General features: G+C 60.0%; 14 protein-coding genes. 5 read left to right on the top strand and 9 right to left on the bottom strand.

Annotated elements, in window-relative coordinates; translation table 11 throughout:
• Nucleotides 1-93 precede the first annotated feature (93 nt).
• A complete protein-coding gene (locus WLQ66_RS13970) occupies nucleotides 94-1,617 on the bottom strand; it encodes a DUF2125 domain-containing protein (RefSeq protein ID WP_340546947.1) in 1,524 nt (507 codons plus the stop codon).
• Between the two features lie 132 nt (nucleotides 1,618-1,749).
• Between WLQ66_RS13970 and WLQ66_RS13965 the strand changes: the two genes are divergently transcribed.
• Together WLQ66_RS13965 and WLQ66_RS13960 are read left to right on the top strand one after the other, a co-directional pair.
• Nucleotides 1,750-2,499, top strand: a complete 750-nt coding sequence (locus tag WLQ66_RS13965; RefSeq protein ID WP_340546946.1) for an SDR family oxidoreductase — start codon at nucleotides 1,750-1,752, stop codon at nucleotides 2,497-2,499.
• Entirely contained in the window at nucleotides 2,496-3,113 is a 618-nt protein-coding gene (locus tag WLQ66_RS13960) for an enoyl-CoA hydratase/isomerase family protein (protein WP_340546945.1), read from the top strand. Before WLQ66_RS13965 ends, WLQ66_RS13960 begins: the two co-directional genes overlap by 4 nt.
• Nucleotides 3,114-3,124: 11 nt before the next feature.
• Here WLQ66_RS13960 and WLQ66_RS13955 read toward each other — a convergent pair whose 3' ends face one another.
• Nucleotides 3,125-3,433: an HNH endonuclease family protein gene (locus tag WLQ66_RS13955; RefSeq protein WP_340546944.1), complete on the bottom strand. Its 309-nt coding sequence runs from the start codon at nucleotides 3,431-3,433 to the stop codon at nucleotides 3,125-3,127.
• A 90-nt stretch (nucleotides 3,434-3,523) separates the two neighbouring features.
• Here WLQ66_RS13955 and WLQ66_RS13950 point away from each other — a divergent pair, with 90 nt between their 5' ends.
• Nucleotides 3,524-4,747 (top strand): TIGR03862 family flavoprotein, encoded by a 1,224-nt coding sequence (locus WLQ66_RS13950; protein WP_340546943.1) that lies wholly within the window; start codon nucleotides 3,524-3,526, stop codon nucleotides 4,745-4,747.
• On the opposite strand, the gene WLQ66_RS13945 is transcribed toward WLQ66_RS13950, so the two are convergent.
• From WLQ66_RS13945 to WLQ66_RS13925, 5 genes are all read right to left on the bottom strand, one after another.
• The gene (locus WLQ66_RS13945) at nucleotides 4,720-5,310 is read right to left on the bottom strand and encodes a glutathione S-transferase family protein (protein ID WP_340546942.1); all 591 of its coding nucleotides are present in this window, start codon (nucleotides 5,308-5,310) and stop codon (nucleotides 4,720-4,722) included. The genes WLQ66_RS13950 and WLQ66_RS13945 overlap by 28 nt on opposite strands.
• 119 nt (nucleotides 5,311-5,429) lie before the next feature.
• Nucleotides 5,430-6,458, bottom strand: a complete 1,029-nt coding sequence (holA, locus tag WLQ66_RS13940; protein WP_340546941.1) for a DNA polymerase III subunit delta — start codon at nucleotides 6,456-6,458, stop codon at nucleotides 5,430-5,432.
• The gene (gene lptE / locus WLQ66_RS13935; RefSeq protein WP_340546940.1) at nucleotides 6,455-6,997 is read right to left on the bottom strand and encodes an LPS assembly lipoprotein LptE; all 543 of its coding nucleotides are present in this window, start codon (nucleotides 6,995-6,997) and stop codon (nucleotides 6,455-6,457) included. Before lptE ends, holA begins: the two co-directional genes overlap by 4 nt.
• Nucleotides 6,984-9,557, bottom strand: a complete 2,574-nt coding sequence (gene leuS / locus WLQ66_RS13930; protein WP_340546939.1) for a leucine--tRNA ligase — start codon at nucleotides 9,555-9,557, stop codon at nucleotides 6,984-6,986. The genes lptE and leuS overlap by 14 nt, the downstream gene beginning before the upstream one ends.
• 105 nt (nucleotides 9,558-9,662) lie before the next feature.
• On the bottom strand, nucleotides 9,663-10,151 hold the full coding sequence (locus WLQ66_RS13925) for a DUF3576 domain-containing protein (protein ID WP_340546938.1): 489 nt from the start codon (nucleotides 10,149-10,151) through the stop codon (nucleotides 9,663-9,665).
• A 280-nt stretch (nucleotides 10,152-10,431) separates the two neighbouring features.
• On the opposite strand from WLQ66_RS13925, the gene WLQ66_RS13920 reads away from it, so the two are divergent.
• Both WLQ66_RS13920 and WLQ66_RS13915 read left to right on the top strand, forming a co-directional pair.
• Nucleotides 10,432-11,376, top strand: coding sequence for a porin (locus tag WLQ66_RS13920; protein WP_340546937.1), 945 nt, complete (start codon nucleotides 10,432-10,434; stop codon nucleotides 11,374-11,376).
• A 112-nt stretch (nucleotides 11,377-11,488) separates the two neighbouring features.
• Nucleotides 11,489-12,145 carry a YggS family pyridoxal phosphate-dependent enzyme gene (locus WLQ66_RS13915; protein WP_340546936.1) on the top strand — a complete coding sequence of 219 codons (657 nt, stop codon included), beginning with the start codon at nucleotides 11,489-11,491 and terminating at the stop codon, nucleotides 12,143-12,145.
• A gap of 19 nt (nucleotides 12,146-12,164) precedes the next feature.
• On the opposite strand, the gene WLQ66_RS13910 is transcribed toward WLQ66_RS13915, so the two are convergent.
• A complete protein-coding gene (locus WLQ66_RS13910) occupies nucleotides 12,165-12,656 on the bottom strand; it encodes a L,D-transpeptidase family protein (protein WP_340547248.1) in 492 nt (163 codons plus the stop codon).
• Nucleotides 12,657-12,691: 35 nt separating this feature from the next.
• Nucleotides 12,692-13,780: a GTP cyclohydrolase II gene (gene ribA / locus WLQ66_RS13905; RefSeq protein ID WP_340546935.1), complete on the bottom strand. Its 1,089-nt coding sequence runs from the start codon at nucleotides 13,778-13,780 to the stop codon at nucleotides 12,692-12,694.
• Nucleotides 13,781-13,927: the final 147 nt, after the last annotated feature.

The following is a 13,927-nucleotide window of genomic DNA, read 5'->3' as shown; positions in this document are numbered from 1 at the left end:
AGCTAGCCAGCGCAGCGAGAGGCTGCAAGGGCGCAGACAAAAAAAGGGGCCGCAATTTGCGGCCCCGATCATCCAGTCAGTCAGGTGCTGTGGTTACTTGATGCGCTGGCCGTTCGCCTTGATCTGACCATCCTCTGACACTTCGATCTTGGAGGTCAGCGTGTCCTCGCCATCGCCGGGAACCGCCAGCATGCCCATCATCATGCGCGCGCCCATGGCGTCGCTGTCCGAAACCAGACCCATTCCGATCAGCTTGTCCAGCAGCGTGTTGGCGCCGGTCAGCGTCAGGTTTGCCTCACCAGAAGGTGCCGGCATGCCGTCGAAGCTTTCCAGATCGTCATTGTTGAAGGCAAAATCCCCGGTGCCGGTCAGTTTTGCGCCTGCTACGGAGACTTCGAGCGCATTGACGGTCAGCGCGTGCAGCTCACCCGGCGCCTGTTCGCCGTTTTCCACCTCAGCCATGGCTTTCGGGTCAAAGAAATCGAAGGCCAGTTTTGCCTTGCCTGCCAGATCCAGTGCAACGGTTGCGGGATCGTGAGGCAGGGCACCGGTGGGATCCACCATACCCCAGAGCATTTCCGGCACGTCAAAGTCGCGCAGCAACACACCGAGGGCGAAATCCTGCTCTTCGTCGGATTGAGCAATCGGCATGGTCAGTTTGAAGGCGGCTTCGGCCATGGACAGCGCCAGCGGGAACGGCAGGTCCGAGCTGGTGATATTGGTTTCGGTGCGATTCTGTTTGACGTCATAGGTCAATCCGTCGAGACCCATGCTGAAGCCAATTGCTCCGCCTTCTGAGTTGCTATCCAGCGCAAAGGTATCGGTACCATCCTGGCCGCTGATTGCGCTGTTGCCACTTACAAAGTCAAATGTACCTTCAGCGTTGAAGCCACCGCGCAGCAGCGCCGCCATATCGTTGGTTTCCAGCCCTTCGGGAACAATTGTCGTGCCCGCGAAGCGCACACCCTGCATCGCCCCTTTGAAAGAGCCGCCATCGTTGGTTTCAGGCACCGTGATCGTCGCGTCAAAATTCAGCGATTCACTGGTCATTGTCTGGTTGTAGGCGCGGACGTCAGAGTTGGTCATGACCGTTTTTGTCACAACATCCGCCAGCGTCATGGTCAGCTGTACGGTTTCGGCAGCGATGTCTTCGTCCGGGATCTTCAGATCCGTCAGCGAGATTTTCATCAAGCTGCTGGCATAATCATAGGTCATCTCATCCGTGTCGCCGGAAACCAGCATCGGGCTGCCGTCGTGGGTGTAAACAATGGTCCCGCTGGCGACACCCTCTGGGCCGTCCATTTTGAACATCATCGGCATGTCTGCGGGCAGCATGATATTGACTGTGCCATCACCGTTTTCGACGAACTTGATGTCGGGGAGGGTCAGCGTGCCGCTGGTGTTTTCCTCCATGATTGGCATGGCCATAGAGATGTCAGAGACGGTCAGCGTATCGCCGGACATAGTCTCGGTGCCATTCACCGTATAACCGGTGGCCGTCATGTAGGACTTCCAGTCCGACCAGACATCTTTTGCCGTTACATCTGCCAGGGCCGCCTGCGCAGAAAACGCCATAACAATCGCAACACCGCTGCTGCGGGCGAGGAAAACGGACATAAGTATACCTTTCGTGGTCTATTTTGCGCCATGGTTGGCCGGAGGAGGTGCCGGGTCAAGGGGGCATCCCACTGGACCGTTCCCCCTAACCAGTCTACCACATTTCAAAACAGGGATTTGGAGATTAATAGTATGGAGATCAAGGGCAAGACAGTTGTGATAACCGGCGCGAGCCGGGGTATCGGTGCCGATACGGCCCGTGTGTTTGCCGCTGCCGGGGCCAATGTGGCCTTGCTGGCAAGGAGTGAAGACAGCCTCGCCGAGCTGGCAAAAGAGATCGGCGGAAATGTGCTGACCTTCGCCTGTGACGTGGCCGACTACCAGGCTGTAGCGGCCGCTGTCGCGCAAACCGAGGCGCAGTTTGGGCGGATTGATATACTGATCAACAATGCCGGTGTGGTCGATCCGATTGCCCGTCTTGAAGCGGCCGATCCTGACGACTGGGCCCGGCTGATCGACATCAATGTGAATGGTGTATTCAACGGAATGCGTGCGGTCCTGCCGGGGATGAAAGCAGCGGGTGGTGGAACAGTCCTGACCGTCAGCTCGGGTGCTGCGCATAACCCGGTGGAAGGCTGGAGTGCCTATTGCGCCTCCAAGGCGGCTGCCGCGATGCTGACCCGGTCCCTGCATCATGAAGAAGCGGCAAATGGGATTCGCGCCATGGGGCTGTCTCCGGGCACCGTAGCAACGGAAATGCAGCGGGTGATCAAGGCCAGCGGCGTCAATCCAGTCAGCCGGTTGGATTGGTCAGATCATATTCCGGCCGAGTGGCCGGCACGGGCTCTGCTGTGGATGTGCAGCGCGGCGGCGGACGACCTGGTCGGAACCGAAATCTCGTTGCGTGATGACGGCATCCGCAAGCAGGTCGGCCTGATATGATCGACCTCGACATCGGAGAGGACGGTCTTTGGACGGTCACCTTGAACCGGCCGGACAAGGCCAACGCATTGACCGTTCAAATGCTGGAGCAGCTCTGCGATATCGCGGACCGCGCGCAAGGCGCGCGTGGGCTGATCATCACGGGGGCTGGCCGTGTTTTCAGCGCCGGTGCGGATCTGGATGCGGCGCGGGCCGGTCTTGCCACATCGCCATTGTGGGAGCAGCTGTCGGGAGCCATTGCCGACCTTCCCTGTCTTACCATTACGGCGTTGAACGGCACTTTGGCGGGCGGGGCAAATGGGATGGCACTGGCCTGCGATCTGCGAATCGCCGTGCCAACTGCGAAGGTGTTTTACCCGGTCATGAAGCTTGGCTACCGCCCGCAACCCTCTGACGCGCGGCTCATGTCGGCGTTGATCGGTCCGGCGCGCACGAAGCTGATCCTGGCCGCTGGACAGAAGATCTCCGCCGAGGAGGCGCAGCAGTTTGGGTTGATAGACCGGATCGTGCAGCCTGAGGACTTGATGGAGACAGCCCGTGACCTGATGGCGGATAGCCTCGCCGCCGAGATGGATATGGCGCAGGCGATCCTGTCCGATTGCACACGAGTCTAAACGCCGGCTAGTCAGCGTTTCCGCCGTCCTCCCGGTACCCGCGACTGAAAGGACGGCGGGCGTTTTTGCACCCAGGCGATGAATTTTGCTAGCCGGGGATGTTGGCGCAGGGCTTCGACCGTATGGAAGGACCGCGCCAGTTCCGCTTCGCTGAGTGCCGAATGGATTTCCTTGTGGCAGATGTGATGCAGCAAAACCGTTGGTCCGCCCTTACCGCCCTTCAGCTTGGGGATCAGGTGATGCAGGCTTTGTGCGACCTCTCTTGGGATCGGACGGTGGCACAGCGGGCATATGGGATCGGCGTCGGCAGACGGTGACATTGGCGCAGTCTCTGAGTATGGCTGGTTCAACCGTAGGACATGCGCCTGTGTCGGTCATCGGCAAGGGCAAGCGCGCAAGGAACCGTCTATTTGGGACAGGAACTGGAAAACTGGGACGCCGTGATCATCGGTGCTGGACCTGCGGGTTTGCGGGCTGCCGAAGAGCTCGGGGCAGCTGGTCACCGGACGCTTATAGTTGATGCCAAACCGTCGGTTGCCCGAAAATTCCTGATGGCCGGTAAATCGGGCCTCAACCTGACGAAAGACGAACCACGTTCGATGCTGCTCAGCCACTACGGCGCGGCGGCGGACTGGCTGGCGCCGATGATCGCGGAATTTGATGCGGCAGAGGTGATGGATTGGGCGACGGGGTTGGGCAGCACCTTGTTCACCGGCACCACAGGACGGGTTTTCCCCAGCGAAATGAAAGCCTCTCCGCTGCTGCGGGCGTGGCTGGCCCGGTTGGACGGATACGGGGTGGAGCGCCGCACCCGCTGGCGCTGGCTGGGGTGGCAAGGTGACGCTCTGCAGTTCGACACACCGGACGGCCTGCGGCAGGTCACGGCCGGGGCGACAGTTCTGGCCATGGGGGGCGCCAGCTGGGCACGACTGGGATCCGACGGCCGCTGGGCAGAGACACTGGCCGCCGACGCTGTGCCGCTTGCACCCTTCCAGCCCGCCAATGCCGGGCTCTTGATCCCTTGGTCAGATCACATGGCCCAGCATTTTGGCGCACCACTAAAGGGTATCGCATTATGCGCCGGTGCGGTTCGCACCCGTGGTGAGGCGGTGATCTCCCGGCAAGGGCTCGAAGGGGGAGGGGTCTATATGGTCTGCGCCGCTGTGCGCGAGGGCGCAGCGCTGCATATGGATCTGCTGCCCGATCTGTCGCTGGATCAGGTCATCGCACGTCTGACCCGCCCGCGCGGCAAATCCAGTTTGTCGACCCATCTGCGCAAGGTACTGAAACTGACACCGCCGCGTCTGGCGGTGATGCAGGAATTCGCGCGGCCATTACCAGCGGAGCCCGAGACGCTGGCCCGGCTGGTGAAGGCTGTGCCGATCCGCCATGCCGGGCTGAGGCCGATGGATGAGGCGATTTCCACCGCTGGCGGTGTTCAGGCCCGGGCTGTTGATTCAGGATTGATGTTGCATGCGCGTTCCGGCGTGTTCTGCGCCGGGGAAATGCTCGACTGGGAAGCCCCAACGGGAGGGTATCTGCTGACCGCCTGCCTGGCGACAGGGCGTTGGGCGGGGCGGTCAGCCCTTGACTATCTGGCCGGTAGTTACGCTACCGATGCTGCTACCGCCTGAAAGGCGGGACGTGCGCGCATGCGCTTGCTATAGGCCAGAAGGACGTCGCTCTCGATTGGGAACTTGGCGCTATAGGCCCAGTTCAGGCAATGGGTGCAGATGATGTCAGGTATGGTGAACTCCTCGCCCATCATAAATGGACCAGCCATCATGTTTTCAAGCCGCGCGAGATTGCGGGAAAATTCCCACTTCAGACTGTCTTTGACCTCGGGCACTCGTTTGTCTTCGGGCAGAATGAAACTGTGGCGCGCCCCGGTCCACAGCAAAGCGTCCAGCTCGTCCAGAAGAAGATGTGTCATTGCATCCTGCTTTGCCCGCGCAATCGTGCCGGCAGGGGCGGTCAATTGCCCGTGCTTGTCCGCCAGATAGGTGATGATCGCTGTCGAATCGGTGATCACATCGTCCCCGTCCTTGAACACAGGGACCTTGCCGGAGGCGTTGAGGGCTAGAACCTCCTCGCTTTGCGGAGAGGCCGGGTTCAGCTCATAGGGCTGGCCCATTTCCTCAAGCGCCCAAAGCACGCGGTAACTGCGGGTCAGCTGTTTGCCGATAACGGTGTACATTTCGAGATCTCCCTGCGGTTTCTGTCCGAAACGGAACCGGGTTCCGGCTGTGGGGTCAAGCCATTCTCAAGCAGCCGTGATCTGGACGCAGCGTCTGGACCCGCCCGACAGCCAAGGGCTCACCCGACGCGGCTGAGACGCGCCAGTTGGATCAAGGCGCGTTCCATCAACGCAAGAGCCGGTGCGGTCTGTCCGGCTGAGCGCAGCTGTAGATCGGTATCGGTCAGCAGGGTCAGCGCAGTTTCAAGTTTGAAAGCGCCCCAGCTCTGGGCCTGTCGCAGAAGCCGGTCGCGACGTTTTCCGTAGGCCGGCGGCCGCAAGCGCCCGATGCCCTGTGCTGGACCTCCGGGATCGGAGGCAATTGTGTAGAGGGTCCGAAAATGCCGGGTCGCGCCGATGCAAAGCGTTACGGCGTTGGTGCCCTGTGCCTGCAGACGACCCATGAGCGGGCCAATTTCGGCACCGCGCCCCTCTGCCACGATATTGAGCATATCATCGACTGCAGCTTCGGTGGATTGCGGCGCGATCGCCTGAATGTCTTCGAGCGTCAGCTGCGTGCTGTCCTCGTATTTGTAGAGTGCAAGTTTCTCAACCATGCGGGAGAAATCACCGGGTCCAATATCATTCGCGATATCGACCAGCGCAGACATACTGTCCACAGGGACGTCACGGATCCGGGCTTCGATCAGGATACGTTCGATTTCGCTGCGTGATGGCGGATCATCATAGATCCCCGTGGCATAGGCGTTCCGGTGATTTTCAAAAGCCTTGCGCAGCTTGGACGTTGCCTTCAATTGTCCGGCCGTCACCACAATCTGCGCGTCGCCCGGCTGCCAGGCCTCAAGCGCTGCGATAATAGCTGGTGCTGCGGTGTCATTGGCTTCTTCGACAAATACCGCGCGGATGCCGGGAAAGAACCCTACGGCCTTGACCGCATCCATCAACAGGGCTGCGTCCTTGCGCAGATCCGCAGCCGACATCCGCGTCAGACGCATCTCTTCTTCTGCGGTTGGTCCCAGGAGTGCCGCCAGCATCTGCTGTCGCTTCAACGACACCCGCATGGCGTCGGGGCCGTAGATCAAAAGACCTGTCTTCGCCGGATCCGGTTTGGCGAAATATCCGTCCGCCTCGCGCGGGCTCAGTTTCATTTGGAAGCAGCCGGGGTCTGGCTCCCGCCGGTCTGGCCGAGATCAGCCGTGCTCAGCAGATCAGTCGTGATCTGATCCGCGAGGATCATCATGAGCCGCCGGTGAGCATCACGCTCACCGGCAAGAGTTTCAACAGTGGTTCCGGTTGCGGAATAGCCGGTGAAATTCTCCACGTCACCACTTGCGACGATGGTGCCGTCGGACTGCCGGGTCAGCACATAGGCTGCCTGCCCGACGATGGAATAGCGGGTGATTTCATTGTCGGCGGTGATCGCCTGACCTTCGCTTCGGGTGCGCAGTTTCAGGTCCAGTGCATAATCTGCACCAGATCCGCGTCCCAACCGGCTTTCGAGATTCTGGACCAGGAAATAAGCGTCGGTATCATCCGTAGCGCCCAGCGTTTCCGGGGCTTGCACCCTTACCGCGCCATAAAGCACGGATCCGCTGCCACCGGGCGCGTAAACCGGAGTGAAACCGCAGGCCGCCACCAACAAAGAAGCGGCCAATGCGATGAGGTATTTTGGCCTACGCCACGACATTCACAATCCGACCCGGCACGACAATCACCTTCTTTGGAGCGGCGCCATTCAGCGCCTTTTGCACAGCTTCATGCGCGAGGGCGATTTTTTCAACCTCATCCTTGCCGAGGTCTTTGGCAACGGTGATTTCACCGCGGCGTTTGCCGTTGACCTGAATCGGCAGGGTGACGCTGTCTTCCACCAGCATCGATTCATCCGCAACTGGCCAAGGGGCAGTTGCGCACAGGCCTTCGCCCCCCTGATGGTTCCAGATGTCCTCAGCCAGATGCGGCGTCATCGGAGACATCAGCTGGGCCAGTGTCATGATCGCCTGCTTCTGCGCGGCAGCCCCGGCCTTGGATTTGGCAAGGGTGTTGGTGAAGCTATAGAGCTTCGCAATCGCCGCATTGAAACCAAAGGTTTCGATGCTGAGGGTAACATCGCGGATTGCCTTATGCATATCGCGCAGCAGCTCATCGTCGCCCTCACCGCCAGCGCTCGGGTCCATCTCGCCGATGCGATCGCAGAGATTCCAGACGCGGTTCAGGTGCTTATGCGCGGCTTCTGCGCCAGAGGCCGTCCATTCCACATCTCGTTCAGGCGGTGAGTCGGAGAGCACAAACCAGCGTGCGGTATCCGCCCCATAAGACGAGATGATGTGCAGCGGATCGACAACGTTGTTTTTGGATTTCGACATCTTGGCCGAGGGGATGACCTTGACCGTTTCGCCGGTTTCCTTGACCACAACCGCACCGTCGCGCTCCTCGACCTCTTCCGGGTAGTGGTAGATCGGGCGGTCATTCTCAGTGCGGCGTTCCGCGTTTTCATAGATTGCATGTGTCACCATGCCTTGGGTGAACAGCGCGTCAAAGGGTTCCTTGGCCTTCTCGGGCAGGTGACCGCAGATCTGCATGGCACGGGCAAAGAAGCGCGAATAAAGCAGATGCAGAATCGCGTGCTCGACGCCGCCGATATACTGATCGACGTTCATCCAGTAGTTGGCATCCTCCATCCGAGTCGGTGTTTCGGCGTCGGGCGCGGTGAAACGGGCGAAATACCACGACGAATCAACGAAGGTATCCATTGTGTCGGTTTCGCGCTGCGCAGGCTTGCCACAGGCAGGGCAGGCACAGTTGCGCCAGCTGGGATGACGATCCAGCGGGTTGCCGGGGATCGAGAAGTCAATCGCCTTGCCGTCTTCGTCATAGGGCAGCGCGATGGGCAGGTTTTCCTTCTTCTCCGGTACCACGCCGCAGTCCGGGCAATGCACCACGGGAATCGGGCAACCCCAGTAGCGCTGGCGCGACAGACCCCAGTCGCGCAGGCGGAATTTGGTGACACCTGCACCCCAGCCTTCGCGTTCGGCCTTGTCGACGGCGGCATTTACGGCCTCTTCACCAGTTTGCTCATCCGCACCGGCGAAGCCTTTGACATAGCGAACCTTCTCGGCCTTGGTCGGGACATAGGCCTCGGTCAAGGGGCTGTCATCTTCAGGGTTCTGGAACACCGGAATGATGGGCAGGCTGTATTTGGTCGCGAATTCGAAGTCGCGCTGGTCATGTGCAGGGCAGGCAAAGATCGCGCCGGTGCCGTAGTCCATCAGAATGAAGTTCGCGATCCAGACCGGCAGCTCCCAGTTCGGATCCAGCGGATGCTTCACGCGGATACCGGTGTCATAGCCCAGCTTCTCGGCGGTCTCGATGGCCTCTTCGGTCGTGCCCCCCTTGCGGCATTCGGCGACAAAGGCGGCGACTTCTTCCGAGTCGGCTTCCAGCGCCTTGGCAATCGGGTGATCGGGAGAGATGCCCACGAAAGATGCGCCGTTCAGCGTATCGGGGCGGGTTGTGTAAACCTCGATCGGATCGCCGCCGTCGCTGCGGGTAAAGCTGAACTGAAGGCCGCGTGATTTTCCGATCCAGTTCTCCTGCATCAGACGCACCTTGGCGGGCCAGTTTTCCAAAGTGTCCAGCGCGGTCAGCAGCTCATCCGAATAATCGGAGATCTTGAAGAACCACTGCGTCAGCTCGCGGCGCTCGACCAAGGCGCCGGAGCGCCAGCCTCGGCCGCCTTCGACCTGCTCGTTCGCCAATACGGTCATGTCGACCGGATCCCAGTTCACCACGGCATTTTTGCGGTAGACCAAACCTTTTTCGAGGAAATCGAGGAACAGAGCCTGCTGCTGGCCATAGTAGGATTCGTCGCAAGTGGCGAACATCCGCGACCAATCCAGCGACAGGCCCAGCGGTTTCATCTGTTCGACCATCGTGTCGATATTCGCGTAGGTCCAGTCCTTGGGGTGACCGCCGCTGGCCATCGCGGCGTTTTCAGCGGGCATACCAAAGGCATCAAACCCCATCGGGTGCAGTACGTTATGGCCGGTCGACAGTTTGTAGCGCGCGATCACATCGCCCATGGTGTAATTGCGCACGTGCCCCATGTGCAGTTTGCCCGATGGATAGGGGAACATCTCCAAGACGTAATACTTCGGTTTGTCAGCCGAGCGTTTCGCCTGAAAGATCCCGGCTTTTTCCCATGCGTCCTGCCAACGCGCTTCGATTTCCGGGGCAACATAACGGGGCATCAGAGCTGTCCTTCGTAGATAAAAACGCCAGGTTTGGGGCCTGGCGCTTGTGATAGTGATGTTTGCCCGCCTGTTCCAGAGGGCAGAAGAGGGGGATGCGCCGGGTTAAAGCTTGCGGTCGGCGATGCGCAGCTGGCGGGCCCGAGAGAGAATCGCATCCTCGATCGCGCGTGCTGTACTGGCGCTGACTGGGCCGTTGCGGGTCTGAAGCGACACGTTTAGCGAGCGGGCATCCAGTGCGGGATCCTTGATATGAACCGTTGCACGATAGGCGCGCCCGCCACCCGGGGGAGTACCGTAACCTGTGACGATCACACCGGTGTAGGGTTCGACGGTTTGCAGCGGCAGGAAGTCCAGCACATCCAGCGTTGCGGTCCAGAGGTAACGGTTCACCTGAACAATCTGTTCGGCCTTCGTGGGTTTGAAGGCATCCCAGATTGTCGTGCCTTCTATGTTCTCCGGGTTCCGCGGGTTGCCGCCAATGACGTTTTCATTATAGGCCGACGGGCCGCCGCGGTTCTTGCCGCCGAATGCGCCACAGCTGGCGGTGACAGCCAGAAGCGAGATGAGTCCAAGTTTCGTGAGCCAGCGCATGATGGGCAAGATCCGTTGCTATTCCGGTTGCGGACTAGTCCTAGCCAAGCGATAGGGCGGCAACAAGCCTATTCTTTAATAGACTCTCTCTGTGCGAAGCCGTTGATGCCGCTCGGGTTAAGATACTGTGACATGGTTGCATCAACTTCGGGCCGAAAGGATTTGCCGCCTGCGCCCAAGCTTGCGTAACGACCCCAAAAAGAGCGAAACGGAGGGCGTACTCAGACTTGTGCCACTCAGCGCCTGTTTGAGCTTGGACATTTAAACCCGAGGGAAAAACATGAAAAAGATTCTCTTCGCTTCGACTGCGCTGGTCGCCACCGCTGGTGTTGCAGCAGCAGACGTTTCGTTCGGTGGCTACGGCCGCTTTGGTATCGGCTACGTTGAAGATCGTACCGTTGGTGGCACTTCCGACACCGTGATCGTCAGCCGTTTCCGCATGAACATCGATGGCTCCGCTGAAACCGACGCAGGCGTGAAGTTCTCCGCTCGCGTTCGTATGCAGGCTGACGAAGATGCAGCTTCCGGCGAAGCAAACGCAGCTGGCCTGAACGGCGCGCGTTTCTCGGTTGAGTACGGCGGTCTGCGTGTTGACGTAGGTAACGTTGCTGGCGCAATCGACAACCTGCCCAACTACTACGGCAACGAGCCGGGCCTGGAAAACTTCGTTGGTCAGTACTCCGGCGTTAACTACGACTTCGTTGGTTACTCCTCCGGTGGCGCAGGCGTGAACGGCGTTTACGCTCGTTACGCAGTTGGTGACTTCGCTGTTGCTGCGTCCTACGACCAGGCGGCAAACGGTGGCGACGGCGACCGTTTCGACATCCACGCTGCTTACACCTTCGGCAACATCACTGCCGCTCTGGCATACGGTGAAACCGACAACGGCGCAGCAGACGACGACGACATCGTTGTTCTGTCGCTGGGCGGCACCTGGGGCGCATTCTCCGGCACCCTGCTGGTTGGTGATGAATCCATCGCGGGCAACGTTGCTCAGTCCGACACCTTCTACGGTATCTCTGCTGCTTACGACGTAAGCTCCGCGACTACCCTGACCTTCGCTTACGGCGACGGTTCCGGCGACGGCGACACCCGCAACGTTGGTCTGGGCGTGATCCACGACCTGGGCGGCGGTGTCTCCCTGCGCGGTGGTATCGGCGAGAGCAAAGTGGGCAGCGCCGACGGCCAGATGCGTGCCGACTTCGGTGCTCAGTTCAGCTTCTAAGCTGACCTGAACCACTACGGTTCTTGGGGCGGGCTCTTACGAGCTCGCCCTTTTCTTTTGTGCAGAAACTGTGTTTTTCTGCGGCAACATCTGACCATAGTGAGACTGCCCCATGTCGCTTCAGGAGATCCAATCCCGCATTCATACCGCCGAAGAAAAAGCTGGCCGCCCTCGAGGGTCGGTGCAGCTGATCGCGGTATCCAAGGTTCAACCCAACGACAGGGTCGCGGCGGTTCTGGAAGAGGGGCATCGCTGTTTTGGCGAGAATCGTGTGCAGGAAGCCGCCGGAAAATGGCCGGACTTCGCGACGCGCTACTCGGAACTGGATCTGCACCTGATTGGCCCGCTGCAAACCAACAAGGCGCGGCAGGCGATGGATCTGTTTCAGAACATTCATACTGTTGACCGCGCGAAACTGGCCAAGACCATCGCGCGGCTGGCGCAGGAACTGGGCCATTGTCCAAAGCTGTTCGTCCAGGTCAACACCGGCGAGGAGCCGCAGAAAGCCGGGATCCCTCCGGGTGAAGCAGATGCCTTCATTCGCGAATGTCAGGATATGGATCTGCCCCTCGAAGGTCTGATGTGTATTCCGCCCGCAGCTGAGGAACCGAGCATGCATTTTGCTCTTCTCCGCAAGATCGCAGAGAGAAATGGCCTAACGGGCCTGTCGATGGGCATGAGTGGTGATTTTGAAACTGCTGTTGCGTTAGGCGCGACCCATGTGCGTGTTGGATCGGCCATCTTCGGTGCGCGCGCTTACGAGCTCTGATAGCCTGCGCGGCAACGTCTCAGCGCGCCAGCGGTGGCACCACAAGGCGTGTACCGGGCAGAACCAGTTTGGCCAGCCAGTGTAAATCCTGACGCGAAAAAGCGATGCAGCCCTCGGTCGGGAAGCCGGGGCGCCGCCACTGATGCAGGAAGATTGCCGACCCACGGCCGGGCTCGGCAACCGGCCAGTTCCAATCCGTGACCAGGACCAGATCATACAACGGGTCAGCACGTCTGAGGGCTTCATGGCTGTCGGAGTATGGCGCGCGGACGTGTTGGTTGTAATCCTCGGCGTCGGAAGCGTCGGACCACAGGTCGCCGGGCCCGATCGGCTCAGCCCAATCGGTTGGTGATGCCATTCGGTCCGGTCGATAGAGCATACCGACGACAAGATGGCAGCCGATTGGCGTTGCACCATCGCCCTCGACCTTGTTCGGACTCAGCCCACCGCGCCCGATTGAACAGGGCAGGGTGCGTCCAGCAAAGCGCAGGCCCCTTGGGGTGAGCAGCATATCGGTTGACCGCAGGTCACGCGGGATGCCCGATCTCATAGCATGTGACCGGATTTGGCGGCTTTTGTCGCGAGATATTCGCGGTTGAACGTGGTCTCCCCGACCTTCAGCGGTACCCGTTCGGTGACTGTGATACCGGTTTTTTCCATCATGGAAATCTTGTTGGGGTTGTTGGTCAGCAGTCGCACCGAAGAAAAGCCCAGCTCCTTCAGGATTGCCGAGCCTAGGCGAAAATCTCTCTCATCATCTTCGAACCCAAGGCGATGATTGGCCTCAACCGTGTCAAACCCCTGATCTTGCAGGGAATATGCGCGCATTTTATTGGCTAGGCCAATGCCGCGCCCCTCTTGGTTGAGGTAGAGCAGTACGCCCTGTCCTTCGGCGCCCATCTGGTTCAGCGCTCCATGCAGCTGGGGGCCGCAATCGCATTTGAGCGAGCCAAGAACATCGCCTGTGAAACACGCGGAATGCAGTCGGGCAAGGACTGGAAGGCTACGGTCAGGTTTGCCGATTTCGATGGCATAATGTTCTTCCGCGCCATCTTCCGGGCGAAAGATGTGCAGCCGCCCGGCTTCGGCTGCAGCGATTGGAAGACGAGCCGCGGCGACGGGATGAAGCGGCGAACTTTCGACCATCAGCGGTGCAACTGCGGCGAGCGGCAGGGTTGTCAGCCCATGGCTCTGGGCGAATTGTGCGGGATGTTGCAGGGGGCAAACCACCGCGGCAGGCAACAGGCGGGCCGATTTGGCCAAGGCAATGGCCAACCGGTGCAGCTCTGCATTGCCTTCGCGACCGCTTTGCAGCGGGCCCTTCATCGGTGTGCTCAGATCGTCAGCGGGGTCGGCAACGGCCTGAAGCCAAGACAGATCCGCTGAATTTGGAACGCTGATGCGGGCAACATCGCCATCATAGGCACGGGCCTTCAGAGTACTCGCCCGCCGGGCTGTCACGGCCAATGTCAGTGGGCCAAGCGTGCGCAGGCTCGCCAGTCGGGTGCTGTCCAATGGTTCAACCGCGACGGCCAATACCGCCTGATCGGGCGTGGTCAGGACGACCGGCAAGCCCATACGCAGGTCCACCCGCGCGCGGGCCAGTAGGTCGATCATCGTGGGCATCAGACTCATGCGGAAATCCTGTGGGTCATTGACGTCTTGGGGCGCGGCACCGCTGCGGTGAACAGTCTTTAAGTAGTCATAAACTGTGGGAAAGTGAAACAATTCCCGCCCCATGGACACGTCGGCGTGAAACTCTTGCAGCATAACTTGTGATCG

The organism is Phaeobacter sp. A36a-5a (assembly GCF_037911135.1).
Taxonomy (GTDB): domain Bacteria; phylum Pseudomonadota; class Alphaproteobacteria; order Rhodobacterales; family Rhodobacteraceae; genus Phaeobacter; species Phaeobacter bryozoorum.
Note: the sequence above shows the minus strand (reverse complement) of the source record. Positions and strands in the feature narration are given on the sequence as shown.

Bases quoted from the DNA above. Each gene is read 5' to 3' on its own strand.
- WLQ66_RS13915 (WP_340546936.1), top strand. From the start codon at position 11,489: ATGTCGCTTCAGGAGATCCAATCCCGCATTCATACCGCCGAAGAAAAA.
- lptE (WP_340546940.1), bottom strand. From the start codon at position 6,997: ATGTCGTGGCGTAGGCCAAAATACCTCATCGCATTGGCCGCTTCTTTG.
- WLQ66_RS13925 (WP_340546938.1), bottom strand. From the start codon at position 10,151: ATGCGCTGGCTCACGAAACTTGGACTCATCTCGCTTCTGGCTGTCACC.
- WLQ66_RS13920 (WP_340546937.1), top strand. From the start codon at position 10,432: ATGAAAAAGATTCTCTTCGCTTCGACTGCGCTGGTCGCCACCGCTGGT.
- WLQ66_RS13945 (WP_340546942.1), bottom strand. From the start codon at position 5,310: ATGTACACCGTTATCGGCAAACAGCTGACCCGCAGTTACCGCGTGCTT.
- holA (WP_340546941.1), bottom strand. From the start codon at position 6,458: ATGAAACTGAGCCCGCGCGAGGCGGACGGATATTTCGCCAAACCGGAT.
- WLQ66_RS13955 (WP_340546944.1), bottom strand. From the start codon at position 3,433: ATGTCACCGTCTGCCGACGCCGATCCCATATGCCCGCTGTGCCACCGT.
- ribA (WP_340546935.1), bottom strand. From the start codon at position 13,780: ATGAGTCTGATGCCCACGATGATCGACCTACTGGCCCGCGCGCGGGTG.
- WLQ66_RS13965 (WP_340546946.1), top strand. From the start codon at position 1,750: ATGGAGATCAAGGGCAAGACAGTTGTGATAACCGGCGCGAGCCGGGGT.
- WLQ66_RS13910 (WP_340547248.1), bottom strand. From the start codon at position 12,656: ATGCTGCTCACCCCAAGGGGCCTGCGCTTTGCTGGACGCACCCTGCCC.
- WLQ66_RS13960 (WP_340546945.1), top strand. From the start codon at position 2,496: ATGATCGACCTCGACATCGGAGAGGACGGTCTTTGGACGGTCACCTTG.
- leuS (WP_340546939.1), bottom strand. From the start codon at position 9,557: ATGCCCCGTTATGTTGCCCCGGAAATCGAAGCGCGTTGGCAGGACGCA.
- WLQ66_RS13970 (WP_340546947.1), bottom strand. From the start codon at position 1,617: ATGTCCGTTTTCCTCGCCCGCAGCAGCGGTGTTGCGATTGTTATGGCG.